A 25,576-nucleotide genomic window follows, 5' to 3' on the forward strand; every position below is an offset into this window, starting at 1 on the left:
CACCGCGGTCGCATCTGTCCCAGGCCGTGGACGTGATCTGTCCTGCATGGACACCCAGTAGCGTGAACTTCGTGTCTGAGTTCGCCGAGGTCCTCGAAGCGCTGCGCCGGGTGCGCGGAATCAACCCCTTCTTCGCCCTCGACGTGGGCCGTCCCGACGATTCCTGGCTGCCGGGAACGGCACTGCTGGAGGGCCCGGCGCTCAAAACCACGATCGACGCCATCGCGAACCGGTACAAAGCGGAGGAACCACGCGTGGCGGCCAGCCTGTTCTTCCTCAGCTACACGGCACGGCTGCTCAGTCCGCTCACGGCCGCGAACATCCCGATCGACGTGCGCCCGGAGAACCTGTGGTGGCAGCACCACCCGGCGAACGGCCTGAGCGTCCGCATCGACCAGCCGCGACTGGGCCCGCAGGCCGCGGAAGCGCTCGAACCAGTGGTGGAAGCGATTCAGCGGGTCACCCCGGTGGCGCGCGGACTGCTGTGGGGCAACGCCATGTCGAACATCGCGGGCGCGCTCAAAATGGTTGTTCGCGCACGGATGCTCACCGCCGAGGAAGCGGAAGAACGAGGCGAACGGCTCATGAGCGCGCCCCCGTTCGAACAGGCGGGAGAATTCATCACTTTTCCCGGCGAAGTCACTTTCCGGCGCAGGAGCTGTTGTCTCTACTATCGCGTCGCCGCAGGTGGGAAGTGTGGTGACTGTCCACTCGTGAAGTGAGGAACGCAACAACTCTTATGGCCGGTTGTGCTTACCAGGCCGATCAACTTACGGTGCACGCGCCGCAGTGACGGGAAGCCGGTGAGAATCCGGCGCGGTCCTCGCCACTGTGACCGGGAAGCGATCCCCGCCGAGCACGTCACTGGTCCCCGCCGGGACTGGGAAGACGCGGGGGCAGCGTTGATCCGGGAGTCAGGAGACCGGCTGCGGCGCCGCAAGGAGAGTTGACCTTCCACGAGGTATGGAGGAGCCCGTCATGACGAGCCCCGCAGCAAGCCTGTCCGCCGTCCGCGTGCCCAAATGGGCCTTCGCCGTGTCACTGCTCGGCCTGATCGTCACCTACCTGGTCCTGCAGGAGAACGGCCTCGCGCTCGGCGCGGGTTCCGAGATGCTGCACGAGTTCTTCCACGACGGGCGCCACGCGCTCGGCGTTCCGTGCCACTGATCCGATCCCCGGATCAGGCACATGACGACGTACAGGTCTCTGGCACTGCGCGGAGTCGCGGCCGGCGGTATCGCCGGTGTCGCGTCCGCGCTGGTGCAGCTCCTGGTGACCGAGATCCCGATTCGTGCCGCGCTCGCGGTCGAGGAGGCACGGGCACCCGCCGGTGAGGAAGCCGGCCACTCGCACGGTGGCGGGGACGAACTGGTCAGCCGTGGCGCCCAGGTCGTGGGCGGCATGCTCGGCGTGGTGATCGTCGGCATCGCGGTGGGCCTGGTGTTCGCCACGGCCTACGCGCTGTCGAAGCGCTGGTTCACCGGCAGCACGCCGTTCAGCCGCAGCTTCGCGTTCGGTGCCGCGGTGTTCGGTGCCGTGGCGCTGCTGCCGTGGCTCAAGTACCCCGCCAACCCGCCCGCCGTGGGCGACCCGACGACGGTGAACTACCGGACCGCGCTCTACCTCGGTGTGGTGGTGGCCGGTCTGGTGATCGTGTGGGCCGCGAGCTGGCTCGCCGAGCGGCTGCGCGCGCAGTCGCAGCCGGTGCGGACGACGGCCGTGCTCCTCGCGGTGGCCGCGGCCACCGCGGTGGTGCTGCTGGCGTTCCCCGCGCCGCCGGACACGATCCCCGCGGACATGCCGGTGAACGTCCTGTGGCAGTTCCGCCTCAGCTCGCTCGCCCAGCTCGCCACGCTCTACGTCGGCATCGGCGTGGTGTTCGGCCTGCTCATCGACCCGGCCACCCGCAGGGCCAAGACCGCCGAGAAGGCCGCAGTCGCGTAATGGTGGGGGTGGCCTCGCGGCCACCCCCACCACCTACTGAAGGGCCTTCAGCACGTCGGCGTCCACGCCCACGAGCGAGTCGCGGAAGATCCGCCGCTCCCCCGCCTCGACCTCGACGTCGCAGGGCACGACCAGCACGGTGCACCCGGCGGCGACGGCCGCGGCCACCCCGGTGGGCGAGTCCTCGATCGCGACGCAACGCGCCGGGTCCACGCCCAGCAGCCTGGCCGCCTTGAGGTACGGCTCGGGCAGCGGCTTGTTGAGCCCGTCCACCTCGTCACCGCACACGGTCACGTCGAACAGGTCCCGCCCGATCGTGTCCAGCGCGACCTCGGTCAGCGAGCGCTCGGTCGACGTCACCAGCGCCATCGGCACACCCGACGCGCGCACGGCCCGCAGGGCTTCCTGGGCGCCCGGACGCCACGGCAGCCCGGCGCGGAACACCTCCTCGGTGCGGCGCGAGATCCACGCGGCGCCGTCGGCCATGTCCGCCTCGGTGGGCTCGATGCCGACGTCGGCGAACAGCAGGCGCATCGTGGTGGCCACGTTGCTGCCGACCATGCGTTCGCGGGTCTCCAGCGACAGGACACCGCCGAGCTTCTCCGCGTACTCGTAGAGCGGGATGTCCCACAGCTTCTCGGAGTCCAGCAGCGTCCCGTCCATGTCCCACAGGACAGCATGCAGGTCAGACATTGAAGTACTTCGCCTCCGGATGGTGCGCCACGAAGGCGTCGGTGGACTGTTCCGGGTGTAGCTGGAGTTCCTCGGACAGCGAGACCCCGATGCGCGACGGCTCCAGGAGCTCGACGACGCGCCGGCGGTCTTCCATGTCGGGGCAGGCGCCGTAGCCGAACGAGTAACGCGCACCCCGGTAGCCGAGTTTGAAGTACTCCTCGACGTCGGCCGGGTCCTCGGCGGCGACAGTGCCGCCCGTCGGCCACACGAGTTCCTCGCGGACCCGCTTGTGCCAGTACTCGGCCAGCGCCTCGGTGAGCTGGACCCCCAGTCCGTGGACTTCCAGGTACTCACGATACGCGTTCTTGGCGAACAGTTCGTTCGCGTAGTCGGCGATCGGCTGCCCCATCGTCACGAGGTGGAACGCGATCACGTCGACCTCGCCCGACTCCCGCGCACGCCAGAAGTCGGACAGGCAAAGGCGTCGATCCCTTTTCTGGCGCGGAAAGGTGAACCGGAAGCGCTCGGCGGCGTCCGCCGACGGCTCCTCCAGGATCACCAGGTCCTCGCCGTCGGAGACGCACGGGAAGTAGCCGTAGACGACGGCGGCGTGGGCAAGAACACCTTCCGTGGCAAGGCGTTCCATCCAGTACCGCAGGCGTGGGCGGCCCTCGGTCTCGACCAGCTCCTCGTAGGTCGGGCCGCCGCCGCGCGCGCCCTTCAGGCCCCACTGGCCCATGAAGGTCGCACGCTCGTCCAGCAACGCCGAGTACTCCGCGACCGGGATGCCCTTCACGACCCGGCTGCCCCAGAACGGCGGAGCCGGGATCGGGTTGTCGGCGGCCACGTCGGAGCGGCCGGTCACGACTTCTTCTTCCCCCGCAGCCGCTTTGCGGGCCGCCGCGATGCGCAGCGACCGTTCGCGGCGGGACTTGCGCTCCAGCACCTTCGCCTGGCTCTCGGAATCCACCATCGGGGTCTCGCCGCGCTTGGCCGCCATGATCGCGTCCATCAGCCGCAGGCCCTCGAAGGCGTCCCGGGCGTAGCGGACTTCGCCGAGGTACATCTCCGTCAGGTCGTTCTCGACGTACGCCCGCGTCAGGGCAGCGCCGCCCAGCAGCACCGGCCACCGCGCGGCGACACCCCGGGAGTTCATCTCCTCGAGGTTCTCCTTCATGATCACGGTCGACTTGACCAGCAGGCCGGACATGCCGATCGCGTCCGCGCGGTGCTCCTCCGCGGCCTCCAGGATCGTGTTGATCGGTTGCTTGATGCCGATGTTCACGACCTCGTAGCCGTTGTTGGACAGGATGATGTCGACGAGGTTCTTGCCGATGTCGTGGACGTCGCCCTTCACGGTGGCGAGCACGATCCGGCCCTTGCCGCCGTCGTCGGACCGTTCCATGTGCGGTTCGAGGTGGGCGACGGCGGTCTTCATGACCTCGGCGGACTGCAGCACGAACGGCAGCTGCATCTGGCCGGAGCCGAACAGCTCGCCCACGGTCTTCATGCCGGCGAGCAACGTGTCGTTGATGATCTGCAGCGCGGGCCGCTCGTCCAGCGCGGCGTCCAGGTCGGCCTCCAGGCCGTTGCGCTCGCCGTCGACGATCCGGCGCTGCAGGCGTTCGAACAACGGCAGCGCGGCCAGTTCCTCGGCCCGCGTGGCGGAGTTCGACTTCGTGGTGACGCCCTCGAACAGCTCCATCAGCTTCTGCAGCGGGTCGTACCCCTCGCGGCGGCGGTCGTAGACCAGGTCCAGCGCCACCGCGCGGTGCTCGTCGGGGATGCGCGCCATCGGCACGATCTTGGAGGCGTGCACGATCGCGGTGTCGAGGCCCGCCTGCACGCATTCGTGCAGGAACACGGAGTTCAGCACCTGGCGCGCGGCCGGGTTGAGTCCGAAGGAGACGTTCGACAGGCCCAGAGTCGTTTGCACGTCCGGATAACGGCGCTTGAGCTCGCGGATCGCCTCGATCGTCTCGACGGCGTCGCGGCGCACCTCCTCCTGGCCGGTGGAGATCGGGAACGTCAGGCAGTCGACGATGATGTCGTTGACCCGCATGCCCCAGTTCGTCGTCAGGTCCTCGATCAGCCGGGTGGCGACGCGGACCTTCCACTCGGCCGTGCGGGCCTGGCCCTCCTCGTCGATGCACAGCGCCACGACCGCCGCGCCGTGCTCGGAGACGAGCCGCATGATCTTCTGGAAGCGGGAGTCGGGGCCGTCGCCGTCCTCGTAGTTGACCGAGTTGACGGCGCTGCGGCCGCCGAGGCACTCCAGACCGGCCTGCAGCACCGCCGGTTCGGTGGAGTCGAGCACGATCGGCAACGTCGACGCGGTGGCCAGCCGCGAGGCCAGCGCGCGCATGTCCGCCTCGCCGTCGCGGCCCACGTAGTCGACGCAGAGGTCGATCAGGTGGGCACCCTCGCGCGTCTGGTCGCGCGCGATCTCGATGCAGTCCTCCCACTTCTCCGCGAGCATCGCCTCGCGGAACGCCTTGGAGCCGTTGGCGTTCGTGCGCTCACCGATCATCAGCACCGAAGCGTCCTGTTTGAACGGGACGGCCTGGTACAGAGAGGACACACCGGGCTCCGGCCGGGGCCGGCGCGACGACGGGCCGAGGTCGCGCACCGCGTCGGCCACCTGGCGCAGGTGCTCGGACGTCGTGCCGCAGCAGCCGCCGACGAGCCGCGCGCCGAACTCGCGGACGAAGCCCGCCAGCGCCTGGGCCAGTTCCTCCGGCGACAACGGGTAGACCGCGCCGTGCGGGCCCAGTTCGGGCAGGCCGGCGTTCGGCATCACCGACAACGGGACGCGCGCGTGCTTCGAGAGCGTCCGCAGGTGCTCGCTCATCTCGGCGGGGCCGGTGGCGCAGTTCAGCCCGATCAGGTCGATGCCCAGCGGCTCCAGCGCGGTCAGCGCGGCACCGATCTCCGAGCCGAGCAGCATCGTGCCGGTCGTCTCGACGGTCACCTGGGCGATGACGGGGACGAACCGGCCCTCGGCCGTCATCGCGCGCTTGGCGCCGACGATGGACGCCTTGGTCTGCAGCAGGTCCTGCGAGGTCTCGACGATGATCGCGTCCACCCCGCCGACGAGCAGGCCCTTGCACTGCTCCTGGTAGGCGTCGCGCAACGTCGCATAGGGAGCGTGGCCGAGCGTCGGCAGTTTCGTGCCGGGACCGACGGAACCGAGCACGAACCGGGGGTTCCCGGACGTGCTGAACTCGTCCGCCACCTCCCTCGCGAGAGCGGCACCGCGCTCGGACAGGTGGAAGATCTGGTCCGGGATGTCGTACTCGGCCAGGTTCGCGAGATTCGCACCGAACGTGTTCGTTTCCACGGCATCGCAGCCGACTTCGAGATAACCGCGATGCACCGACTTCACGACGTCCGGGCGGGTGACGTTCAGGATCTCGTTGCAGCCCTCGAGACCGTTGAAGTCGTCGAGGGTGAGGTCAACGGACTGAAGCATCGTGCCCATGGCCCCGTCAGCGACGACAACACGGTTCACCAGCGCTTCCAGCAACGGCGACTCTCCGCGATCACGCATGGGCCAAGCCTACGATGAGTTGACTGACCGAACCCGTAGTCTGGCGCCGTGAACGATCCGTCCCAGGAATCCCCGACCCCCTCGAACCCGCGCATCCCGCTCACGGCTCCGATCATGGTCTGTGCGTTCGAAGGGTGGAACGACGCCGGCGACGCCGCGAGCACCGCGATCGAACACCTCCAACTCACCTGGGACGCCACCCCGCTCGCCGAGATCGACCCGGACGACTACTACGACTTCCAGGTGACGCGCCCCAGCGTCCGCATGGTGGACGGCGTCACCCGCAGGGTCGACTGGCCGACGACGCGGCTGTCGGTGTGCAGGCCCCCCGGCTCGGACGTGGACGTGATCCTCGTGCACGGCATCGAGCCGAACATGCGGTGGCGCAAGTTCGCCGCCGAACTGCTGGGCCACATCGACGCCCTCGGGGTGACGACGGTGGTGACGCTGGGCGCGCTGCTCATGGACACGCCCCACACGCGCCCGGTCCCGGTCACCGGCACGGCCTACGACGCGGACGCCGCCGAGAAGTTCGGCCTGGAGCACTCGAAGTACGAGGGCCCGACCGGCATCGTCGGCGTGTTCCAGGACGCGTGCGTGCAGGCGGGCATCCCGGCGATCTCGTTCTGGGCCGCCGTGCCGCACTACGTCTCGCAGCCGCCCTCCCCCAAGGCCACGCTGGCCCTGCTGCACCGGGTCGAGGAGGTGCTCGACATCGAGGTCCCGCTCGGCGCGCTGCCGGAGCAGGCCGAGGAGTGGGAGCGCACGGTCTCCGAGATGGCCGACGAGGACGAGGACGTGCGCAACTACGTGCGCGCCCTGGAGGAGCGCGGCGACGCGGAGCTGCAGATCACCGAGGCGTCGGGTGACGACATCGCCGCGGAGTTCGAGCGCTACCTGCGCCGCCGCGGCCGTGGTCCGGGCTGGCCGTCGCCTGGCCCTCGCTAGGTTTCGGCAGACGCCACGAAGCGCAGGTCAGAGCCGTCCCAGGTCTTCGGACCCGGGGCGGCTTTTCACCGCTGGGCAGCCGCGGACAGAAACTTAGCGACAACAACCACTTTCCGGTGGTTCCCGCCGCTCACCGCATAGGGTGAGCGGCGGAGGTGTCCGTGGGACGGTTGGCACGCGCCGGGTTGTACGCGGGCGCCTTGATCGGGCCGTTCGGCGGCGCCGTGACCACCTCGATCCTGCCCGAGATCGGCGACAGCTTCGGGCGGTCGGCGGGCAGTGCCGCCTCGACGCTCACCTTCTACCTCGTGCCGTTCGCGGTGCTGATGCTGGCCTCCGGCACGCTCGCGCAGCGCTGGGGTCCACAACGGACCATCCGGATCGCCTACGTCGCCTACGCGCTGACGTCCGTGCTGGCCACCTGCTCCTGGAGCTTCGAGGTGCTGCTGGCGTCCCGCGCGTTGCAGGGCGCGGCGAACTCGTTCACGACGCCGGTGCTGCTGGCGGTGATCGCCGCCTCGACGCCGAGGGAGAAGCTCGGCCGGGCGCTGGGGCTGTTCGGATCGATGCAGGCGGCCGGGCAGACGTCCGCGCCGCTCGTCGGCGGGCTCACCGCCGAGGTCGACTGGCGGCTGGCGTTCGTGGTCATCGCGGTGGTCGCCGTCGCACTCGCGGTCCTGGGCGTGCCGCGGACGGAGGCCGAACCGGAGCGCGACGCGAGTCTGCGCAGCGCGTTCGTGCCGAGCACCCTGCGGCCCGCGCTCATCGCCTTCGTCTGCTGGGGGTGCCTGGGCGGGCTGTCGTTCCTCGTGGCGTTCCGGCTGGACGACGTGTTCGGCCTCGGCGCGGGTGAGCGCGGCGTGCTGCTCACCGGTTTCGGCATCGTCGGGTTCCTGACCGCGCGGCAGATCGGCAAGGCCATCGACAGGTTCGGTGCCGCCACCACGGTCGTCGTCGGCGCGACGCTGGGCGCGGGGCTCGTCGCCGCGGTGGGCACGACGCCGATCGCGGCGGTCGCGGTCGTCGCGTGGGCGCTGACCGGAGCCGCCGCGCAGGGCGTGCTGGTGAGTCTCAACGCGCTGGTGCTGCAGAACGGCAGCGCCAACAGGGGCGGCAGCGTCAGCGTCGTGCAGTCACTGCGCTTCATGGGCGCCGCCGCGGCCCCGCTGGCGTTCGTCCCGCTCTACCAGTCGCATCCGCTGCTGGGGTTCCTCGTCCCGGCTGCGCTGCTCGTGACCGTGCCCGCGATCGTCACGTGGTCAGGTCGCGCCGGCGGAATCCGGCGAACCCCGCCGCCAGGAGCACCACCGCCACCACGGTGAGCCACGCGAGCGGCCCGAAGGTGATGTCCGGGTACTTCGGGACGTGCGTGAACGGCGAGATGTCGATCATCCACTGGTCGAGCTGCAGCGCGGGGCCGAGCAGCGTGAGCACCAGCGCCACCGACACCACCGCCCAGCTCACGCCCGTGAACTGCGGGAACAACCCGAACAGCAGCAGCGCCACGCCTGCGATCACCCACGCGGCCGGGAGCTGGGCCAGTGCCGCGCCGAGCATCTGCGGCAGGACGGTGCCCAGGTCGTTCGTCTGCACCCCGTAGACGAGGCCCAGGCCGAGGCCGGACGCCGCCAGCACGACCGCGCCGCCCACCAGGGCGAACACCGCGTGCGAGGCCACCCAGCCCCAGCGCGAGACCGGCGTGGCGAGGATCGGCTCCGCGCGGAACGACGTCTCCTCCGACCGCAGCCGCAGGACCGCCTGCACGAGGTAGATCGACGAGATCAGCCCGAGCAGCTGGGTGACGGTCGCGAAGAACGCGTCGACCATCGCGTCGGCCCCGCCGATCTTGCTGACGATCTGCCCGAGCGCCGGGTTGTCCTGCACCATCTGCCCGACGGCCTGCGCGACGCTGCCGTAGATCACGCCCACCGCGAACAACGCGAGGGACCAGCCGATCAGCGAGCCCTTCTGCAGCCGCCACGCCAGTCCGAACGGGCTGCCGATCGTGCCCTGCGGCGGGCCCGGCCGGGCGGCGAACAGACCGAGTCCCACGTCGCGTCGGGTGACGATGTACGCGGAGACGCCCGTCAGCAGGACGAACGCCGCCAGCGGGAGCAGCAGCACCCAGAACCTGTCGTCCCCGAAGGACCGCACGTGCTCGGTCCAGCCGATCGGCGAGAACCAGGTCAGCCACTGCGGCCCCGACTCCCCGGCCGCGTCGCCCGCCGCGCGCAGCAGGTAGGTCACGCCGAGGAACCCGCCCGCGAGGGCGTTGGACACGCGTGAGTTCTCCGAGAGCTGCGCGGTGAACGCGCTGACGGCGGTGAACACCAGCCCCACGCTCGCCGTGGAGAGGCCGAACGCGAACGCGCCCGCCGGGTCCAGGCCCTTGCCGATCAGTGCCAGGGCCTGCAGCAGCCCGATCAGCAGGCTCGTGCCGCCCGCGACGATCACCGCGGCGGCGAGCGGCGCGTGCCGTCCGACGACCGTGGCGGCGATGAGCTCGGTGCGGCCCGCCTCTTCCTCCGCGCGCGTGTGCCGGGTGACGACCAGCATGGCCATGATCGCGATGAACAGCCCGGAGAAGACGCCCCAGCGCCACACCACCAGGCCGCCCAGCGACGACCAGTCGTGCAGCGGGCCGAGCATCGCCAGGAAGGCGGAGTTCGCGTTCGCGGTGACGCCGAGCAGGTCGCGGGACTGCTGCGTGGCGTACAGCTCTTCGAGTGCGGTCGTCGTCGAGTAGGTGACGCCGACGAGGAAGAGCACCCAGACCGGCAGCAGGATCCGGTCGCGGCGCAGCGCCAGGCGGACGAGTTGCCCGGTGCCGATCATTTCGCGTCCTCGTAGTGGCGCAGGAACAGCTCTTCCAGCGTGGGCGGCTGGGAGGTCAGCGTGCGCACGCCCGTCGACACGAGCTGCTTGAGGACGGGGTCGAGCTCGTCCGAGTCGACCTCGAACCTGACCCGGTTGCCCTCGGCGACCAGGTCGTGCACACCGGCGAGGTCCGCGAGGCCGTCGGGCGGGCCCGCGAGCTCGGCGGAGATCGACGTGCGGGTGAGGTGCCGCAGGTCGGCGAGCGTGCCGGTCTCGACGATGTGACCGTTGCGGATGATGCTCACCCGGTCGCACAGGGCCTCGACCTCGGCGAGGATGTGGCTGGACAGCAGCACCGTGCGGCCGCGCCGGCGTTCGTCGTTGATGCAGTCCTGGAAGACCGCCTCCATCAACGGGTCGAGGCCCGAGGTCGGCTCGTCGAGGATCAGCAGTTCGACGTCGCTCGACAGGGCGGCGACCAGCGCGACCTTCTGCCGGTTGCCCTTGGAGTAGGTGCGGCCCTTCTTTCGCGGGTCCAGTTCGAAGCGCTCCAGGAGCTCGGCGCGGCGGGCCTTGTTCAGGCCGCCGCGGAGCCGTCCGAGCAGGTCGATGACCTCGCCACCGGTCAGGTTGGGCCAGAGGTTGACGTCGCCGGGGACGTAGGCGAGGCGGCGGTGCAGGGCCGCGGTGTCCTTCCACGGGTCGCCGCCGAGCAGCCGCGCGGTGCCGGAGTCGGCACGCAGCAGGCCGAGGAGCACACGGATCGCCGTCGACTTGCCGGCGCCGTTCGGGCCCAGGAAGCCGTGCACCTCACCGGTCTGGACGTCCAGGTTCAGGTCGTCCAGCGCGCGCGTCGGGCCGAAGGTCTTCACCAGGCCCGACACGGATATCGCAGATGTCATGGCGGGTAAGCTACACTTCTTTCACAACTTCGTGAAGCATGTAAATTTTGCCCGATCGGCTGACGAAAGGGATGATGCCGCCGTGACGAGTACTACGGACCGTGACACGCAGGCGGTGAGCCAGTTCGTCGAGCGGTTCGGCGGGATCCTGGCGGACACCGGCGTGCCCCGCATGCCGGCTCGCATCCTCGCGGCCCTGCTGACGACGGACTCAGGACGGCTCACCGCGGCCGAGATCGCCGACCTGCTGCAGATCTCCCCTGCGGCGGTCTCGGGCGCGGTGCGCTACCTGACCACCGTCCAGATCGTCAGCCGCGAGCGCGAGCCAGGATCACGCCGCGACGTCTACCGGATGCGCGACAACGTCTGGTACGAGGCGACGTTCCGCAAGGACCAGATGCTCGGCATGATCGACGAGGTGCTCGCCGAGGGCGTCGAGGCGCTCGGCGCGGACTCCGACGCGGGGGCACGGCTCGACGAGACGCGCGAGTTCTTCCGCTTCGTGCACGGCGAGCTCGGCTCGATGCTGGACCGCTGGCGCGCGCACCGCGAAAAGTGGCTGGAAGAGCACCGGGGCTAGCCCCACGATCTTGCTCCGGCATCCGGCCGAGCCGGCCACGTTCGCGCGGCGCAACGCCGCCGAGTTCCACCGGATGCCCGGTGCCCGGCACGGCCCGCCGGGCGAGATGACGACAGGGGCGGCACCACCCGTTCGGGTGATGCCGCCCCTTTGTCGTCACTTCAGGTGATCAGCCCGTGGTGAGCGTCAGGCCGTAGGTCTGGAGGATCTCGTTGACCGGCTGGTAGTAGGTCGTGCCGCCGCTGGTGCAGTTGCCGGAGCCGCCCGAGGTGACGCCCTGCGCCTGCGTGCCGCTGACCCACGAGCCACCCGAGTCACCGGGCTCCGCGCACACGTTCGTGCGCGTGAGGCCGCTGACCGAGCCCTCCTGGTAGTTCACGGTCTGGCTCTTGGCCTGGACCTCACCGCAGTGCCAGCCCGTGGTCGAGCCGGAACGGCAGATCGAGGCGCCGACCGCGGACTCGGTGTTGCCGGAGACGATCACGTCCGCGCCGCCGTAGTGGTTGACCTTGGGCGTGGACGTCCACGACGAGTTGGTCCTGACGAACGCGTAGTCGTTGCCCGGGAAGGACGACTTCTCGAACTCGCCCATCGCCGTCTTGTCGACGCCGGTCACCGTGTCGCCGGGCGAACCGCAGTGCCCGGCGGTGACGAAGCCGCCCGTGACCGCGAAGCCCACGGAGCAGCGTCCGGCGTTGTTGATGTAGTAGGCGTCGCCACCGCGGGTGTCCTTGAACAGCCGCGGCGCCTCGTCGGTCTCGACGACCTTCGCGACCGAGCCCGCCTTCTCCACCAGCGCCTGCGCCGCCTGGGTCTGACCACGCTTGACGGTGATCGTGACCGCGTTCGCCCTCGTGTCGACGTACCAGCCGGTGACCTCGGCCGGGGCCTGCGACGCGTCCAGCTTCGCCTTGGCCGCGTCGAGGTCGCTCGCCTTGTGCGCGACCGTGCGGGGCTCCGCGCCGAGCCTGCGGAGCCGGTCGGTCTTGGCCGCGTCGGTCACGCCGACGACGAGCTTGCCGATGGACGCGTCGAACCACGCGCCGCCGTAGCTCTCGCCGGCGAACCCTTCCGCGACCCGCTGCAGGGCCGTGGCCGCGCTCTCCTGGCGCAGCCTCTCCGCCGCCTGCGTGGCGTCCAGCCCCAGGTCGCGCTGCATCGCGGCGAGCAGGTCAGCCGACGGTTGCGGTGCGGCGACGGCGACAGGGGAGACCGTCGTCGCGAGTGCACCCGTCAGCACGGCCACAGCCGCGACAGCCATGCGCTTCATAGGCAGTTCTCCTTGGTCTTCGGTTTTGTGCAGGGCCGGTGTAACGCCGGACCGGGCAACCGCGATGAGGAGATCAGCTGTGCTGCAACACAGCGCGCACGACACCGGATGAATGGCGTCCCCAGGCGGCGAACTGCCCGATCAGTTCGTTCCTCCGTCTGGGCGACGCTACTTCGGCATGTCTACTGGCCGGTAGGGTCGATCGAGGGGTGGACCTCGCGGCGTTCGGGTTGGTATAAGGAATCCAAATGCGTTCTCTCAGCCTATTTCCGTGACGCAGAGCGACGATTCGCTTTGACACGCAAAGGCAAATCTGTCAACAGTTCGCAACGGCTGGCGTATCCCTCTGACCTGCGGTTTAGGGCTAGCGTGCTGGACACCCTGTTCCCTGCACGAGGGAGAACCCTGCCATGCGAAGAGTCTTGGGTGCGGGACTCACAGCCGCTGCCGCCATGTGTTTGGCCGCCGCTGTGGTTCCGGCCGCATCAGCTCAAGAAAACGTGGGGACGATTCTCGGCGCCGACCGCGCCGATGTCGTGAAGGACAGCTACATCGTCTCGCTGAAGGCCGATTCGGCGTCGAGGGCCGCCGCACCGGGCTTGGCGAGCAAGTACGGCGGCCAGGTCGGCCAGGTCTGGCAGCACGCGCTCAACGGCTTCTCGGTGAAGATGACGGCCGAGCAGGCCGCCCGTCTCGCCGCGGACCCGAAGGTCGCGTACGTCCAGCAGGACGCCGAGGTGCACGCGCTCGACGTCCAGCAGAACCCGCCGTCGTGGGGTCTGGACCGCGTCGACCAGCGAGACCTGCCGCTGAGCAACAGCTACCAGTACGACACCACGGCGTCCAACGTGACGGCGTACGTCATCGACACCGGTGTGCGCACGACGCACTCCACGTTCGGTGGCCGTGCGACGTGGGGCACCAACACCTCCGGTGACGGCAACAACAGCGACTGCAACGGCCACGGCACGCACGTCGCCGGCACCATCGCGGGCTCGCAGTACGGCCTCGCGAAGGCCGCCAAGATCGTCGCCGTCAAGGTGCTGACCTGTGGCGGTTCCGGCACGACCGCCGGTGTCGTCGGCGGTATCGACTGGGTGACGGCGAACGCGGTCAAGCCCGCTGTCGCCAACATGTCTCTCGGCGGCGGCGCCGACGCCACCCTGGACGCGGCCGTGCGCCGTTCCATCGCGGCCGGCATCACCTACGCCATCGCGTCCGGCAACTCGAACACCGACGCGTGCAGCACCTCGCCGGCACGCGTCGCCGAGGCGATCACGGTCAACTCGTCGACCAACACCGACGCCCGTTCGTCGTTCTCGAACTACGGTTCCTGCACGGACATCTACGCTCCGGGCTCGAACATCGTGTCGGCGTGGAACACCAACGACACCTCCACGAACAACATCTCCGGCACGTCGATGGCCACCCCGCACGTCGCGGGCGCGGCAGCCCTGTGGCTCGCCACGCACCCCACCGACTCCCCCGCCGCCGTGTGGAACGGCATCAACGCCGCCTCCACGCCCAACAAGATCACCAACGTCGGCGCCAACACGCCGAACAAGCTGCTGTACTCGCTCTTCGGTGCCCCCTCGGGCAACCCCTCGGTGACGAACCCCGGCACGCAGACCTCCACGGTCGGCACGCCGGCGTCGTTGCAGCTCTCGGCCTCGGGCGGCACCGCGCCGTACACGTGGTCCGTCTCCGGTCTCCCGGCCGGTCTGTCGGCGAACGCCTCCGGCGCGATCTCCGGCACCCCGACCACCGCGGGCACCTACTCGGTGACCGCGACGGTGACCGACGCGGCGAACAAGACCGGCACGGCCACGTTCTCCTGGGTGGTCAACGCGGTCGGCGGCAGCTGTGACGCCAAGACCAACTCCACCCCGGTCGCCATCCCCGACAACACCACCGTGACCAGCACGATCGTCGTCTCCGGCTGCGCGGGCAACGCGTCGGCCACCGCGTCGATCAAGGTCTCGATCACCCACACCTACAAGGGCGACCTCGTGGTCGACCTGGTCGCGCCCGACGGCACTGTCGTCAACCTGCACAACCGCAGCGGCGGCTCGGCCGACAACATCAACGAGACCTACACCAGGAACCTCTCTGGTGAGGCCGCCAACGGCACCTGGACGCTGCGCGTGCGCGACGCGGCGTCCCTGGACACCGGCACGTTGAACAACTGGACGCTCGACGTCTGAGCATCTCCTCGCTGAACGAACCGCCCCCGGTGCTTCCGCCTCGGGGGCGGTTCCACGTTCAGGCCTCGGAGTCCGTTGTGGCGCCTCATGCTCTGCCGGTGAATCCTGGGGAGAGAGGGCAGGTCGTCGTGCACAACGACAACCACAACGTGTTCGCGGTCGTTCATCACCTGCTGCGCAAGGTGTGTGGTGCGACCGATGTGGTTGCGAGGAAGAAGACCACGGAGGTCCACCAGTGGAGGAGTCCGGCTTCGTCGTGGTCTCGATGGGCGACGGCCTGCTCGTTCGCGCGTCGGACGCGTTCGTCGCGTCCGCGTTGCCGGTGCCGGCCGAACTGCTCGATCTGCTCGAGGACGGCGTGGTGCCGAGTGAGCGCAGGAAGCCGTTCTGGCGTGCCCCACCGCCGAAGCCCTGATGCGGCAGATGTTCCCCGGCGCGTCCAGGCCCGTGCCGTGGACTACAGCAGTGTCCAGCAGGCGCTGGTGGCGGCCCTCGAACCGAGGACCGCCACCGGATGGCCTGCCGGTTAGAGGTCCACGCCCAGAAGCGCGTCCACGGCGTCACGGATCTGCGACGGCCCGTGCCTGTCGGACCCGCCGAGCGCCAACGCCTCGTCGGCCCACGCGTCGATCGCGGCCAGCGCGCGAGGCGTGTCGAGGTCGTTGCCCAGGTGGTCGCGCAGCCGCGTCACGGTGTCCACAGCGGACGGTCCGGTGTCGAGGTCCGTGGCACGGCGCCACTTGTCCAGCCTGGCCAGTGCGTCGTCCAGCAGCGACTGGGTCCACGGGCGGTCGGCGCGGTAGTGGCCCGCCAGCAGCGCGAGGCGGACGGCGTTCGGGTCGACCTTCTGCGAACGCAGCTTCGAGACGAAGACCAGGTTGCCGCGCGACTTCGACATCTTCTCGCCGTCGAGGCCGATCATGCCCGCGTGCACGTAGTGGCGGGCGAACGGGTGCTGGCCGGTCTGGGCCTCGGCGTGGGCCGCGGAGTACTCGTGGTGCGGGAAGATCAGGTCGGAGCCGCCGCCCTGGACGTCGAAGCCGGCGCCGAGGCGGTTGTGGGCGATGGCGCTGCACTCGATGTGCCAGCCGGGGCGGCCCTCGCCCAGTTCGGACGGCCACGCGGGCTCGCCGGGGCGCTTCATGCGCCACAGCAGGGCGTCGAGGGGATGGCGCTTGCCAGGGCGGTCCGGGTCGCCGCCTCGTTCGGCGAACAGCCGGAGCATCTCCTCGGAGGAGTAGTTCGACTCGTAGCCGAAACGGCCCGTGGCGTCGTGCGAGAAGTAGATGTCCGGGTATTCGGAGTCGTCCGCACGGTAGGCGTGGCCGTCGGCGAGCAGCTTCGCGACCACCTCGACGATCTCGGGGACCGCCTCGACGACGCCCACGTAGTCCTGCGGCGGCAGGACGCGCAGCGCCTCCATGTCCTCGCGGAACAGGGCGGTCTCGCGCATCGCGAGCACCTCCCAGTCGTCCTTGTCCCGCAACGCCCGCTCCAGCAGCGGGTCGTCGACGTCGGTGACGTTCTGGACGTAGTGCACGTTGTGCCCGTTGTCGAGCCACACGCGGTGCACGAGGTCGAACGCCAGATAGGTGGCGGCGTGGCCTAGGTGAGTCGCGTCGTACGGCGTGATCCCGCAGACGTACAACCTGGCGGTGTCTCCTGGAGCCGTCGGACGCACTTCGCCCGTAGCCGTGTCGAACAGCCGGAGCGGGCGGGGGTCCCCCGGAACCCGTGGCACAGGAATCGATGACCAGGTCTGCATGTGTCCGACACTAACGCGTGCCACCGGGTGGAGCGTGATTTCCGGGTGTTGGGACGACCACGCCTCATTCGTTCGGGCAAACGCGCACCCTCGGTCCTGAGCTGCTGAAAATTGTCGGACCCCAGGCGTACCGTTGCAGATCAAGGGGATTCGCCGGTGAAGGGCGGGGTCTCATGATCTTCTTCGAAGTCCTCGGCGGGCTGGTCGTGCTCGGCGGCCTCGGTCTCGCCATGAGCGCCAAAGTGATCAAGCAGTACGAACAGGGCCTGGTGTTCCGGTTCGGCAAGCTCCGGCAGGGCGTGCGCGGTCCGGGGCTGACGATGCTGGTCCCCGGGGTCGACCAGCTCCGGAAGGTCAACCTGCAGATCGTCACCCTGCCGGTGCCGGCGCAGGACGGCATCACGCGCGACAACGTCACCGTGCGCGTGGACGCCGTCGTGTACTTCAAGGTCCAGGATCCGGCGAAGGCCGTCATCAACGTCGAGGACTACCGGTTCGCGATGCTGCAGGTGGCGCAGACGTCGTTGCGGTCGATCATCGGCAAGAGCGAGCTCGACGACCTGCTGTCCAACCGCGAGCGCCTCAACCAGGGCCTGGAGCTGATGATCGACACCCCCGCGCTGCAGTGGGGCATCGACATCGACCGCGTCGAGATCAAGGACGTGGCCCTGCCGGAGAGCATGAAGCGCTCGATGTCGCGGCAGGCCGAGGCCGAACGGGAGCGGCGCGCCCGCATCATCACCGCGGACGGCGAGCTGCAGGCGTCCAAGAAGCTCTCCGAGGCGGCCGGGACCATGGAGGCCACGCCCGGCGCGCTCCAGCTGCGGCTGCTGCAGACCATCGTGGAGGTGGCGGCGGAGAAGAATTCGACGCTGGTGCTGCCGTTCCCCGTGGAGCTCCTGAGGTTCCTGGAGAAGAACACGAACCTCGAACTGCCGAAGAATTCGCCGGAGCAGTAGCCCATGTGAGTTACCCCGGGTAACGAGCACTCCCCCAGAACGACGTGTGGACAGGGGGTAGTGGCAATGCAGGAGAGGGTCAGAGGCAGGTTCGTCGGCATCGGCGTCGGCTCCTACGAGCTGGTGCAGCCGCTGCAGCACGCCGTGAGCGACGTGCGGGAGTTGCGCGCGCTGCTCAAGGGCTACGAGGGCGACCCGCTGGCCGATCCGACCGAGGCCGAGATCCGCGCGCACATGAAGGCACTGCGCCAGCAGCCCCAGGACGGCGGCGCGCTGGTGGCGTTGTGGAGCGGGCACGCGATCCCCGTCGCGGGCAACCTCAGGCTTCTGGCCAGGGACAACGACGGCGTCGTCGACGGCGTGATGCTGCACGAGTTCGCGCTGTGGTGCGCCGCGTCGGGCGCCCATCAGGTGCTCATCATCGTCGACGCCTGCTACTCGGGCGCCCAGCTCGACGAGGCCGTCCGCACGGTCGCCGCCGTCCAGGAGGAGCTGCTGGCGGGGCAGGTGCACTGGGCGGGCGTGCTGGTGTCGTGTTCGAGCGTCGAGACGGCCCGTGACGGCCTGTTCGGCGGGAAGCTCCGCAAGCTGCTGCGTGCCGGTCCCACGGCCGATGAGGACGCACGGCGGTGGAGCGACCGCATCGCGTTGGTCGACGGTGGAGCGGTCGGCACGGCGTTGCTGAACGCGTGGGACAGCGACGTCCAGCGGCCGCGCTTCATGCAGTACGGGTCCGCACAGCCGATGCTGCCGAACCCTCTCTACGCCGCGAACACGGTCGTGAAGCACCTTCTGCTGGCGGCACGCGGTGGTGACTCCGCGTCCGGCCGTTCGTGGTTCACCGGCCGCACCGCCCAGGTCGACAAGGTCGTGAGCTGGGTGAAGTCCGGGGTGGCCGGCCTGCGGGTGGTCACCGGGTCGCCGGGCACCGGCAAGTCCGCGGTCGTCGGCCGGGTCGTCAGCCTGTCCAACCCTGCCGAGCGCGACCTGCTGCTGACCGGCGGGCCGTCGTTCCGGCACGCCGACCCCGGTCCCTGCTCGGTCGACGCGGCCGTGCACGCCCGCGCGATGGACGCCGACCGCGTGGCCGACCTGCTCAGCCGCCAGCTCGTCGCCGCCGGCCTGGTCCCCCCGCCCGACGGCCCGCGCCGGGGCGCCGCCGAACTGGTGGGTGTGGTCAGCGCGCTGGCCTCGCCGCCGGTGCTGGTCGTCGACGGCCTGGACGAGGCGCGCGGCGAGTCGTTCTCGATCGCCACCTCGCTGCTGACCAAGCTCGCGAGCTACGCCGTCGTGATCGTCTCGACGCGGCAGGCGCAGCGGGTCGCGGGCGGTGCTCCGCTGCTGACCGAGCTGTCGCCGGTCGAGGTGCTGGACCTGGACGACACCGACAGCGAGGCCGACGTCCGCGAGTACGTCGTGGCACGGCTGGGCCCCGGCGCGGCGCGGTCCACCGTGGACGAGCTGGCGAAGCTGCCGTTCCTGACCGCGTGGATGATCACGGACCAGGTGCTGGCCGACGGCGGCGCCGATCTGAAGCTCTCGCTGGACGCGGCGTTCGACCGTGAACTCGCGAAGGTGCCCTCGGCCCGTGCGCTGCTGACGGCGCTGACGTGGAGCTACGGCGCGGGATTCCCCGAAGCCGAGTGGAGGGCTGTCGCGCAGTCGTTGTCCGGCGAGGATTTCACCCGTGACGACATCACCGCCGTGCTCACCGAACTGGGCCGTCACGTCGTGCAGGACGGTGAGGAGGGCACGGCGGTCTTCAAGCTCACGCACCAGACGTTCGCCGACCACCTGCGACCGCCGTTCGCGCCGAGCCGGGACGAGGTGTTCGCGCCGGACGCGGAGAAGGTGGCGTGCGCGCTGATCGAGCTGTACCGGCAGCGGATGGAGGCCGGGGTCCCGCCGAACGTGCCGGGTTATCTGTGGAAGTACGCGTGGCGGCACTGCGGGCACGCGGGCACACGGGCGTTGGACGGGTTGCGCGCGCTCGCGCAGATGAACCGGATGTTGTTGCCGGACATCGCACTCGCGGCCACGACGGCGGCGAACGAGCTGATGCACTGGGGACGCGGCGACGAGGCCATCCCGCCTCTCGAAGAAGCCGCCGAGCACTTCCGCGCGTTGGTGCCGACGCTGCGGATGTACTTGGCGGACTTGGCCTTCGTGCTGAACAAGCTGGGCCGCCGGTTCCGTGAGGCCGGACGCCTGCAGCAGGCCGTGGCGCCCGCCGAAGAGGCCGCCGTGCGGTACCGCGAGCTGGTGGCGTCGACTCCGACGACGGCGGAAAGCCTTACGCACAAACGGCTTGCGCAACGCATCGCGAAGACGACGACGCACGGTGGCGACAACCCGACGTACGCGGCGCACCTCAGTGGCGCGCTGGTGGACCTGAGCGAGGTCTACGCGATGCTGGGGCGGCGGAAGGAGGCGCTGTCCACGGCTCGTGACGCTGTTGCGGCCGTGGAGACCGACGCACCGCTCGCACGCGCGATCAAGTGTCTTGCCGCACGGTGCAGCGACTCGGGTCTGCGGTACGAAGCGATGCAACGGTCGAAGCAGGCCGTCGAGCTGTACTACTCGCTCGCGCAGACGAACCCGGTGTTCCTCGCGGACCTGGTGAGCGCGCTGGTGGAACTGAGCCGCGACTACCTGGCGCTGGGCCGGCTGTCCGACGCCGCGAGCACGACGCAGCAGGCCGCCGACATCAGCGGCACGCTCGGCCGGCACGCCGCCTTCCGTCCCCAGCTCGCCGACGCCGCGCTGAGCCTGAGCGTCGCGTACAGCATGGTCGACCGCGCGGACGCGGCCCTGAACGCCGCCCGGCAGGCCGCCGACCTCGCCGACGGCCTGCCCGTGCACGGGCAGGCGCTGCACAACCTGATGCGCCGCCAGCGCGACGCGGACAAGCCCCGCGACGCGCTGGTCACCGGCCTGCGCACGGTAGAGGTGTGCCTGCTGCCGGAGAACACCGACCGGCTGTCGACGCTGGCGGCGGCGTTGTTCACGCTCGACACGCTCTGCGCGGGGCTGAAGCAGCCCGAGATCGTCGACGAGACCTGGGAACGGGTGACCGCGCGGTTCACCGGCCCGCACCTCGCCACGCTGCTGATGCTGCGGGCGGCGGCCACGAAGGCCGGTGACCCGGCGGCGGCGAAGTGGCTGTGCCAGGCGCTCACGCACGTCGGCCAGTCGCGGCAGGCGATCCACGACGTGCACGACATCGCCCGCCGCCACTACGACTCCGGCCCGTGGCCGTGGGACACCACGCCGGACTGGCTGTCGGTCGACCGGACGCTGCTGCGGACCGCCCGCTCGTGGGTGTTCGCGCGGTCGTACCTGGAGGAGCGCGACATCCTGCTCCGCCACCCCGAGCTGCTGTCCACGGACGCGGACGTCGCCGTCACGGAGGCGTTGTACGGGACGAGCCTGATCGAGGCGCAGGTCATCCAGGCGCGCCGGGTGACCGCGCAGCAGCAGGGCGTCGTGCTCGCCTATCGGCCGTGGTTGCTCGCGAGTCTCGCGGACGAGTTCGTGGACGCCACGCCCGCACGCCGACGCGAACTGCTCGCCACGCGCCGGGAGGAGTTGCTGGACAAGGAAGTGCTGAAGAACGTCCGCGACAACAGGCCCGTGCACGCGTTGCTGCTGCTGGCGGACGAGGACGCCGATGTGCTCGACCTCGTGCTCGACGCCGTGGAAGACCGTGCGCGCGTGACTGACGTCCTGCGCGGGCTCGCAGCTCATGCGTCGCCTCAAGCGCTCACCCAGGCTGTGACGGCGTTGGAGCCACACGCGCTGGCGGCGCTGTACAAGGTGGTCGCGCGCGCTCGGGCCGGCGACTCGCGTCTGGCGCTGCCCGCGCACGGCCAGCGGCTGGCGTGGATCCACGAGCTGACCTATCTGGTGCCCGCGAACTTCGCGTTGCTCTCGCTCATCCGCAAGCTCGCCGAGGAGTCCTGATGACCGATCTGGTGGTGGTCCTGCCCGGAATTCTCGGCAGCACGCTGCGCAACGAGGACGGCATGGTCTGGGAGGTGTCGGGCAAGGCCGCGTTGCGCGCGGTGCTGACGCTCGGCCGCGGCCTGAAGAAGCTCAAGCTCCCGGAGGGCATCGGCGACGAGCACCCCGGCGACGGCGTCGAGCCCGTGGGGCTGATGGCGGACCTGCACGTCGTCCCGGGCATCTGGACGCCGCTGAAGGGCTACGACCGGGTGACCAGGCGGATGAACTCGCTCGGCTACACCGTCGAGAAGGGCAACCTGCTGCTCTTCGCCTACGACTGGCGGCTGTCGAACCGCTACAACGGCGCGTTGCTGGCCCGGCGGGTGGACGAGGCGCTGGACCGGATCGGGCCTGACGCCAAGGTCAGCTTCGTGTGCCACTCGATGGGCGGGCTGGTCGCGCGGTGGTGCATCGAGCAGTGCGGGATGGCCGAGCGGACCGCGAAGCTGATCACGATGGGCACGCCGTACCGCGGAGCGGCCGCCGCGCTGGACCAGCTGGTCAACGGCGTGCGCAAGGAGCTCGGGCCGCTGGCGATCGACCTGACCGAGTTCGCGCGGTCGATGCCGTCGCTGCACCAGCTGCTGCCCGAGTACGCGTGCATCGAGTCCGCTGGTGGCCTCCTCAAGACCACTGAGGTGTCGTTGCCCGAGCTCGACACGAAGATGGTCACGGACGCGATGGCGTTCCACGGCTCGTTGACCGACTCGTTCGCCGACCGGACGTACGCGATCCTCGGCGGTAAGCAGCCGACGGCCACCACTGCGCGCATCGCCGACGGCAAAGTCACCTGTTATCGCACGTACGAGGGTGACGAGCTGTACGGGGACTCGACCGTGCCGATGCTCGGTGCCGCACGCCGTGGCCTGGCGTTGGACTCGAACACGCTGCACCGCGTGACGGAGCAGCACACGTCGTTGCAGGACAACGCCGCCGTGTTGGACGCCGTGGAGTCGTTCCTGACCGCGAAGCCCATCGTCCCGCGCAACGTGACGTCGACCGAGCCGCAGGTCAGCGTGCCGGACCTGGCGCTGGCCGGGGAGGACCTGGAGGTGACCGTCGAGCTGAAGGACACACCGGCACGGGCGCTGAAGGTGGCGTTGGTCGACGAGAACGGCAAACAGGTCGAATCGCGCAGTCCGGCGATCTCCGAGAGGATGTCGATCAGATTCGGTGAATTGGCCCCCGGCGCCTACTACGTGCAGGTCAGCGGCATCTCAGTGGGCGCTCCGGTGGTCCCGGTGACCAGTGCGGTGCTCGTCGTGGATTGCCCCTCGGTCTGACCGGGAGGACGATTCACCTCTGGCACGGAGGAGGCGCGATGACCACGATCAAGCCAACGCCCGTAGTCCCCCACCCGGGGGCGGCGCGTGCACGACCCAAGGGCTCGTACTTCCTCCAGCTGTTCAAGACCACAGATCCCAAGCAGATCGGGATCATGTACCTGACCACGTCGTTCGTGTTCTTCATGATCGGCGGCGTGATGGCGTTGCTGATGCGCGCCGAGCTGGGGCGGCCGGGGCTGCAGTTCCTGTCGAACGAGCAGTACAACCAGCTGTTCACCATGCACGGCACGATCATGCTGCTGCTGTACGCGACGCCGATCCTGTTCGGGTTCGCGAACTTCATCCTGCCGCTGCAGATCGGCTCGCCGGACGTCGCGTTCCCGCGCCTGAACGCCTTCTCGTACTGGCTGTACCTGTTCGGCGCCATCATCACCGTCTCGGGGTTCCTGACGCCGGGTGGTGCGGCGGACTTCGGCTGGTTCGCCTACACACCGCTGTCGTCGGCCGTGCACTCGCCGGGTGTCGGCGCGGACCTGTGGATCATGGGGCTGGCGGTGTCCGGTCTGGGCACGATCCTCGGCGCGGTCAACATGATCACCACCGTGGTGTGCCTGCGCGCACCGGGCATGACGATGTTCCGGATGCCGGTCTTCACCTGGAACATCCTGGTGACGGCCGTGCTGATCCTGCTGGCGTTCCCGATCCTCACGGCCGCTTTGATGGGCCTGGCGGCGGACCGGCACCTCGGGGCGCACGTGTTCGACCCGGCCAACGGCGGCGTGATCCTGTGGCAGCACCTGTTCTGGTTCTTCGGCCACCCCGAGGTGTACATCGTCGCGTTGCCGTTCTTCGGGATCGTGACGGAGATCTTCCCCGTGTTCAGCCGCAAACCGTTGTTCGGCTACAAGGGCCTGGTGTTCGCCACGCTCGCGATCGCGATGCTGTCCGTGGCCGTGTGGGCGCACCACATGTACGCGACGGGCGCGGTGCTGCTGCCGTTCTTCGCGCTGATGACGTTCCTGATCGCGGTGCCGACGGGCATCAAGTTCTTCAACTGGATCGGCACGATGTGGAAGGGGCAGCTGACGTTCGAGACGCCGATGCTGTTCTCGATCGGCTTCCTCGTGACGTTCCTCTTCGGCGGCCTGACGGGCATCCTGCTGGCCTCGCCGGCCCTCGACTTCCACGTGTCCGACACGTACTTCGTGGTGGCGCACTTCCACTACGTGCTGTTCGGCACGATCGTGTTCGCCACGTACGCGGGCATCTACTTCTGGTTCCCGAAGATGACCGGCCGGATGCTCGACGAGCCGCTGGGCAAGCTGCACTTCTGGACGACGTTCTTCGGCTTCCACGGCACGTTCCTCGTGCAGCACTGGCTGGGCAACGAGGGCATGCCGCGCCGCTACGCCGACTACCTGCCCTCCGACGGCTTCACGTACCTCAACACGCTCTCCACGATCGGCGCGTTCCTGCTCGGCGCGTCCGTGCTCCCGTTCGTGTGGAACGTCTTCCGCTCCTACCGCTACGGCGACCCGGCCCCGCAGGACGACCCGTGGGGCTTCGGCAACTCGCTGGAGTGGGCCACGACCTCGCCCCCGCCGCGGCACAACTTCACGGAGCTGCCGCGGATCCGCTCGGAGCGTCCCGCGTTCGAGCTGCACTACCCCCACATGGTGGAGCGGATGCGCGACGAGGCGCACTTCTCGCTGACCCATCCCGGCAAGCACCGGGCGGGCAAGGACGAGGCCACCGAGAAGGCGCTCGCGTCGACGGATCGGGACGGCACCGACCCGGACGCGGACACGGCTTAGCGGCGGCCGGGGACCATCCCTGCCTCGAGGACGGCCTTGCTCAGCGGCGAGGCCAGCTCGACGAACCGCTGCTTCTCCTGGTCGGACAGGACGTCGTAGGCCGGCGCGGCCATCTGGTCCGTGTCGGCCTCGATGGCGTCCCGCAGCTCGCGCCCCTTCTCGGTGAGCAGCTGGTCTTCGCCGACCAGGCCGCGCTTCTGCAGGTCCTCCACCGTCGCCGCCCACTGCTCTTCGGACCACGCACGCGTCTTGCGCAGCGCATCGGCCGGGATTTCACCCGTCGCAACGTGCAGCACGAGCGCCTCGATACCGGTGACGTTGTGCCGGAGCAGGGCCGCGAGGTGCCCGTCGCCGCGGAACTCGCGCAGCAGCGTCTGGGCGTGGAACAGCTGCAGGCGGGGCTCGTCCGGCCACGGCAGGGCGGCGTGCGCGGCGAACAACGTGCGGCCGTGCGGCATCTCCTTGGACCGCTCGGCCGCCCGCTTCGCCAGCTCCGTGAGTTCCTTGAGGTCGTCGGGCAGCACCTTGGCCAACGCCTCGTCCGCCGCCTCCCAGCGCAGTTCGAGCATGCGCTCCGGCGAGACCTTCTCCCACGCCTGCGGAATCCGCGCCCGCACGATCGCGGGGTTGAAGTTGTAGAACGTCGCGATCACGACGTCGGCTCCGACCGCCCCCAGCGCCGCCGCCCGTGACGCGAAGTACCCGCCGGCGCGGTCGAGCCCGACGCTCGCGTACCGGGAGTCCGCCTCGGGGGCGAAGTAGATCATTCCGTGCACGGCCTCGAGCGAGCGAAACAGAGTCCTGATCATGTCTACAACCTAGAACGTCCCGGCTCGTAAGTCAGGCGCCAAAAATTG

Annotated in this window: 19 protein-coding genes and 1 riboswitch; of the genes, 12 read left to right on the forward strand and 7 right to left on the reverse strand. The window is 69.6% G+C overall.

Annotated features, from left to right (window positions below; all coding sequences use genetic code 11):
• Nucleotides 1–71 precede the first annotated feature (71 nt).
• The 3 genes from AB0M48_RS33910 (at nucleotide 72) to AB0M48_RS33920 (ending at nucleotide 1,944) form a co-directional block, all read left to right on the forward strand.
• A complete protein-coding gene (locus tag AB0M48_RS33910) occupies nucleotides 72–722 on the forward strand; it encodes a (2Fe-2S)-binding protein (protein WP_363849665.1) in 651 nt (216 codons plus the stop codon).
• Between the two features lie 34 nt (nucleotides 723–756).
• Nucleotides 757–946: riboswitch (cobalamin riboswitch) on the forward strand.
• A 32-nt stretch (nucleotides 947–978) separates the two neighbouring features.
• On the forward strand, nucleotides 979–1,167 hold the full coding sequence (locus AB0M48_RS33915) for a CbtB-domain containing protein (RefSeq protein ID WP_319983127.1): 189 nt from the start codon (nucleotides 979–981) through the stop codon (nucleotides 1,165–1,167).
• Between the two features lie 21 nt (nucleotides 1,168–1,188).
• On the forward strand, nucleotides 1,189–1,944 hold the full coding sequence (locus AB0M48_RS33920) for a CbtA family protein (RefSeq protein WP_363849667.1): 756 nt from the start codon (nucleotides 1,189–1,191) through the stop codon (nucleotides 1,942–1,944).
• A 33-nt stretch (nucleotides 1,945–1,977) separates the two neighbouring features.
• On the opposite strand, the gene AB0M48_RS33925 is transcribed toward AB0M48_RS33920, so the two are convergent.
• Together AB0M48_RS33925 and metH are read right to left on the reverse strand one after the other, a co-directional pair.
• Nucleotides 1,978–2,637 carry an HAD family phosphatase gene (locus AB0M48_RS33925; protein WP_363849669.1) on the reverse strand — a complete coding sequence of 220 codons (660 nt, stop codon included), beginning with the start codon at nucleotides 2,635–2,637 and terminating at the stop codon, nucleotides 1,978–1,980.
• Nucleotides 2,630–6,169 carry a methionine synthase gene (metH, locus tag AB0M48_RS33930; RefSeq protein WP_363849671.1) on the reverse strand — a complete coding sequence of 1,180 codons (3,540 nt, stop codon included), beginning with the start codon at nucleotides 6,167–6,169 and terminating at the stop codon, nucleotides 2,630–2,632. The genes AB0M48_RS33925 and metH overlap by 8 nt, the downstream gene beginning before the upstream one ends.
• Nucleotides 6,170–6,217: 48 nt before the next feature.
• Between metH and AB0M48_RS33935 the strand changes: the two genes are divergently transcribed.
• Both AB0M48_RS33935 and AB0M48_RS33940 read left to right on the forward strand, forming a co-directional pair.
• Entirely contained in the window at nucleotides 6,218–7,117 is a 900-nt protein-coding gene (locus AB0M48_RS33935; protein WP_319983123.1) for a PAC2 family protein, read from the forward strand.
• Nucleotides 7,118–7,278: 161 nt separating this feature from the next.
• Nucleotides 7,279–8,439 carry an MFS transporter gene (locus AB0M48_RS33940; protein ID WP_363849673.1) on the forward strand — a complete coding sequence of 387 codons (1,161 nt, stop codon included), beginning with the start codon at nucleotides 7,279–7,281 and terminating at the stop codon, nucleotides 8,437–8,439.
• Here AB0M48_RS33940 and AB0M48_RS33945 read toward each other — a convergent pair.
• A complete protein-coding gene (locus AB0M48_RS33945) occupies nucleotides 8,369–9,952 on the reverse strand; it encodes an ABC transporter permease (protein ID WP_363849675.1) in 1,584 nt (527 codons plus the stop codon). The genes AB0M48_RS33940 and AB0M48_RS33945 overlap by 71 nt on opposite strands.
• Complete coding sequence (locus AB0M48_RS33950) at nucleotides 9,949–10,836, reverse strand: ABC transporter ATP-binding protein (protein WP_363849677.1); 888 nt, start codon at nucleotides 10,834–10,836, stop codon at nucleotides 9,949–9,951. The genes AB0M48_RS33945 and AB0M48_RS33950 overlap by 4 nt, the downstream gene beginning before the upstream one ends.
• An 82-nt stretch (nucleotides 10,837–10,918) precedes the next feature.
• On the opposite strand from AB0M48_RS33950, the gene AB0M48_RS33955 reads away from it, so the two are divergent.
• The gene (locus tag AB0M48_RS33955) at nucleotides 10,919–11,416 is read left to right on the forward strand and encodes a MarR family transcriptional regulator (RefSeq protein ID WP_363849679.1); all 498 of its coding nucleotides are present in this window, start codon (nucleotides 10,919–10,921) and stop codon (nucleotides 11,414–11,416) included.
• Between the two features lie 169 nt (nucleotides 11,417–11,585).
• Here the strand turns inward: AB0M48_RS33955 and AB0M48_RS33960 are convergent, their stop codons facing one another.
• Complete coding sequence (locus AB0M48_RS33960; RefSeq protein WP_363849681.1) at nucleotides 11,586–12,686, reverse strand: S1 family peptidase; 1,101 nt, start codon at nucleotides 12,684–12,686, stop codon at nucleotides 11,586–11,588.
• A gap of 500 nt (nucleotides 12,687–13,186) precedes the next feature.
• Between AB0M48_RS33960 and AB0M48_RS33965 the strand changes: the two genes are divergently transcribed.
• Together AB0M48_RS33965 and AB0M48_RS33970 are read left to right on the forward strand one after the other, a co-directional pair.
• A complete protein-coding gene (locus AB0M48_RS33965) occupies nucleotides 13,187–14,890 on the forward strand; it encodes a S8 family serine peptidase (RefSeq protein WP_363849682.1) in 1,704 nt (567 codons plus the stop codon).
• Between the two features lie 235 nt (nucleotides 14,891–15,125).
• The gene (locus AB0M48_RS33970) at nucleotides 15,126–15,305 is read left to right on the forward strand and encodes a hypothetical protein (protein WP_363849921.1); all 180 of its coding nucleotides are present in this window, start codon (nucleotides 15,126–15,128) and stop codon (nucleotides 15,303–15,305) included.
• 111 nt (nucleotides 15,306–15,416) lie between these two features.
• Here the strand turns inward: AB0M48_RS33970 and mshC are convergent, their stop codons facing one another.
• On the reverse strand, nucleotides 15,417–16,655 hold the full coding sequence (gene mshC / locus AB0M48_RS33975) for a cysteine--1-D-myo-inosityl 2-amino-2-deoxy-alpha-D-glucopyranoside ligase (protein ID WP_363849684.1): 1,239 nt from the start codon (nucleotides 16,653–16,655) through the stop codon (nucleotides 15,417–15,419).
• A 176-nt stretch (nucleotides 16,656–16,831) separates the two neighbouring features.
• On the opposite strand from mshC, the gene AB0M48_RS33980 reads away from it, so the two are divergent.
• The 4 genes from AB0M48_RS33980 to ctaD all read left to right on the forward strand — a co-directional run bounded on the left by AB0M48_RS33980 (nucleotide 16,832) and on the right by ctaD (nucleotide 24,719).
• On the forward strand, nucleotides 16,832–17,614 hold the full coding sequence (locus tag AB0M48_RS33980) for a slipin family protein (RefSeq protein WP_363849910.1): 783 nt from the start codon (nucleotides 16,832–16,834) through the stop codon (nucleotides 17,612–17,614).
• Nucleotides 17,615–17,680: 66 nt separating this feature from the next.
• Nucleotides 17,681–21,577 (forward strand): caspase family protein, encoded by a 3,897-nt coding sequence (locus tag AB0M48_RS33985; RefSeq protein WP_363849686.1) that lies wholly within the window; start codon nucleotides 17,681–17,683, stop codon nucleotides 21,575–21,577.
• Nucleotides 21,577–22,902, forward strand: coding sequence for a hypothetical protein (locus AB0M48_RS33990; RefSeq protein WP_363849688.1), 1,326 nt, complete (start codon nucleotides 21,577–21,579; stop codon nucleotides 22,900–22,902). The genes AB0M48_RS33985 and AB0M48_RS33990 overlap by 1 nt, the downstream gene beginning before the upstream one ends.
• A gap of 38 nt (nucleotides 22,903–22,940) precedes the next feature.
• A complete protein-coding gene (gene ctaD / locus AB0M48_RS33995; RefSeq protein ID WP_363849690.1) occupies nucleotides 22,941–24,719 on the forward strand; it encodes a cytochrome c oxidase subunit I in 1,779 nt (592 codons plus the stop codon).
• Here ctaD and AB0M48_RS34000 read toward each other — a convergent pair.
• Nucleotides 24,716–25,528 carry a hypothetical protein gene (locus tag AB0M48_RS34000; protein WP_363849692.1) on the reverse strand — a complete coding sequence of 271 codons (813 nt, stop codon included), beginning with the start codon at nucleotides 25,526–25,528 and terminating at the stop codon, nucleotides 24,716–24,718. The genes ctaD and AB0M48_RS34000 overlap by 4 nt on opposite strands.
• Nucleotides 25,529–25,576 lie beyond the last annotated feature (48 nt).

This window comes from Lentzea sp. NPDC051208 (genome assembly GCF_040682435.1).
GTDB classification, from domain to species: Bacteria; Actinomycetota; Actinomycetes; order Mycobacteriales; family Pseudonocardiaceae; genus Lentzea; species Lentzea kristufekii.

Coding starts and splice junctions, on each gene's coding strand:
- AB0M48_RS33915 (WP_319983127.1), top strand. CDS start 979: ATGACGAGCCCCGCAGCAAGCCTGTCCGCCGTCCGCGTGCCCAAATGG.
- AB0M48_RS33950 (WP_363849677.1), bottom strand. CDS start 10,836: ATGACATCTGCGATATCCGTGTCGGGCCTGGTGAAGACCTTCGGCCCG.
- ctaD (WP_363849690.1), top strand. CDS start 22,941: ATGACCACGATCAAGCCAACGCCCGTAGTCCCCCACCCGGGGGCGGCG.
- mshC (WP_363849684.1), bottom strand. CDS start 16,655: ATGCAGACCTGGTCATCGATTCCTGTGCCACGGGTTCCGGGGGACCCC.
- AB0M48_RS33945 (WP_363849675.1), bottom strand. CDS start 9,952: ATGATCGGCACCGGGCAACTCGTCCGCCTGGCGCTGCGCCGCGACCGG.
- AB0M48_RS34000 (WP_363849692.1), bottom strand. CDS start 25,528: ATGATCAGGACTCTGTTTCGCTCGCTCGAGGCCGTGCACGGAATGATC.
- AB0M48_RS33990 (WP_363849688.1), top strand. CDS start 21,577: ATGACCGATCTGGTGGTGGTCCTGCCCGGAATTCTCGGCAGCACGCTG.
- metH (WP_363849671.1), bottom strand. CDS start 6,169: ATGCGTGATCGCGGAGAGTCGCCGTTGCTGGAAGCGCTGGTGAACCGT.
- AB0M48_RS33960 (WP_363849681.1), bottom strand. CDS start 12,686: ATGAAGCGCATGGCTGTCGCGGCTGTGGCCGTGCTGACGGGTGCACTC.
- AB0M48_RS33985 (WP_363849686.1), top strand. CDS start 17,681: ATGCAGGAGAGGGTCAGAGGCAGGTTCGTCGGCATCGGCGTCGGCTCC.
- AB0M48_RS33920 (WP_363849667.1), top strand. CDS start 1,189: ATGACGACGTACAGGTCTCTGGCACTGCGCGGAGTCGCGGCCGGCGGT.
- AB0M48_RS33925 (WP_363849669.1), bottom strand. CDS start 2,637: ATGTCTGACCTGCATGCTGTCCTGTGGGACATGGACGGGACGCTGCTG.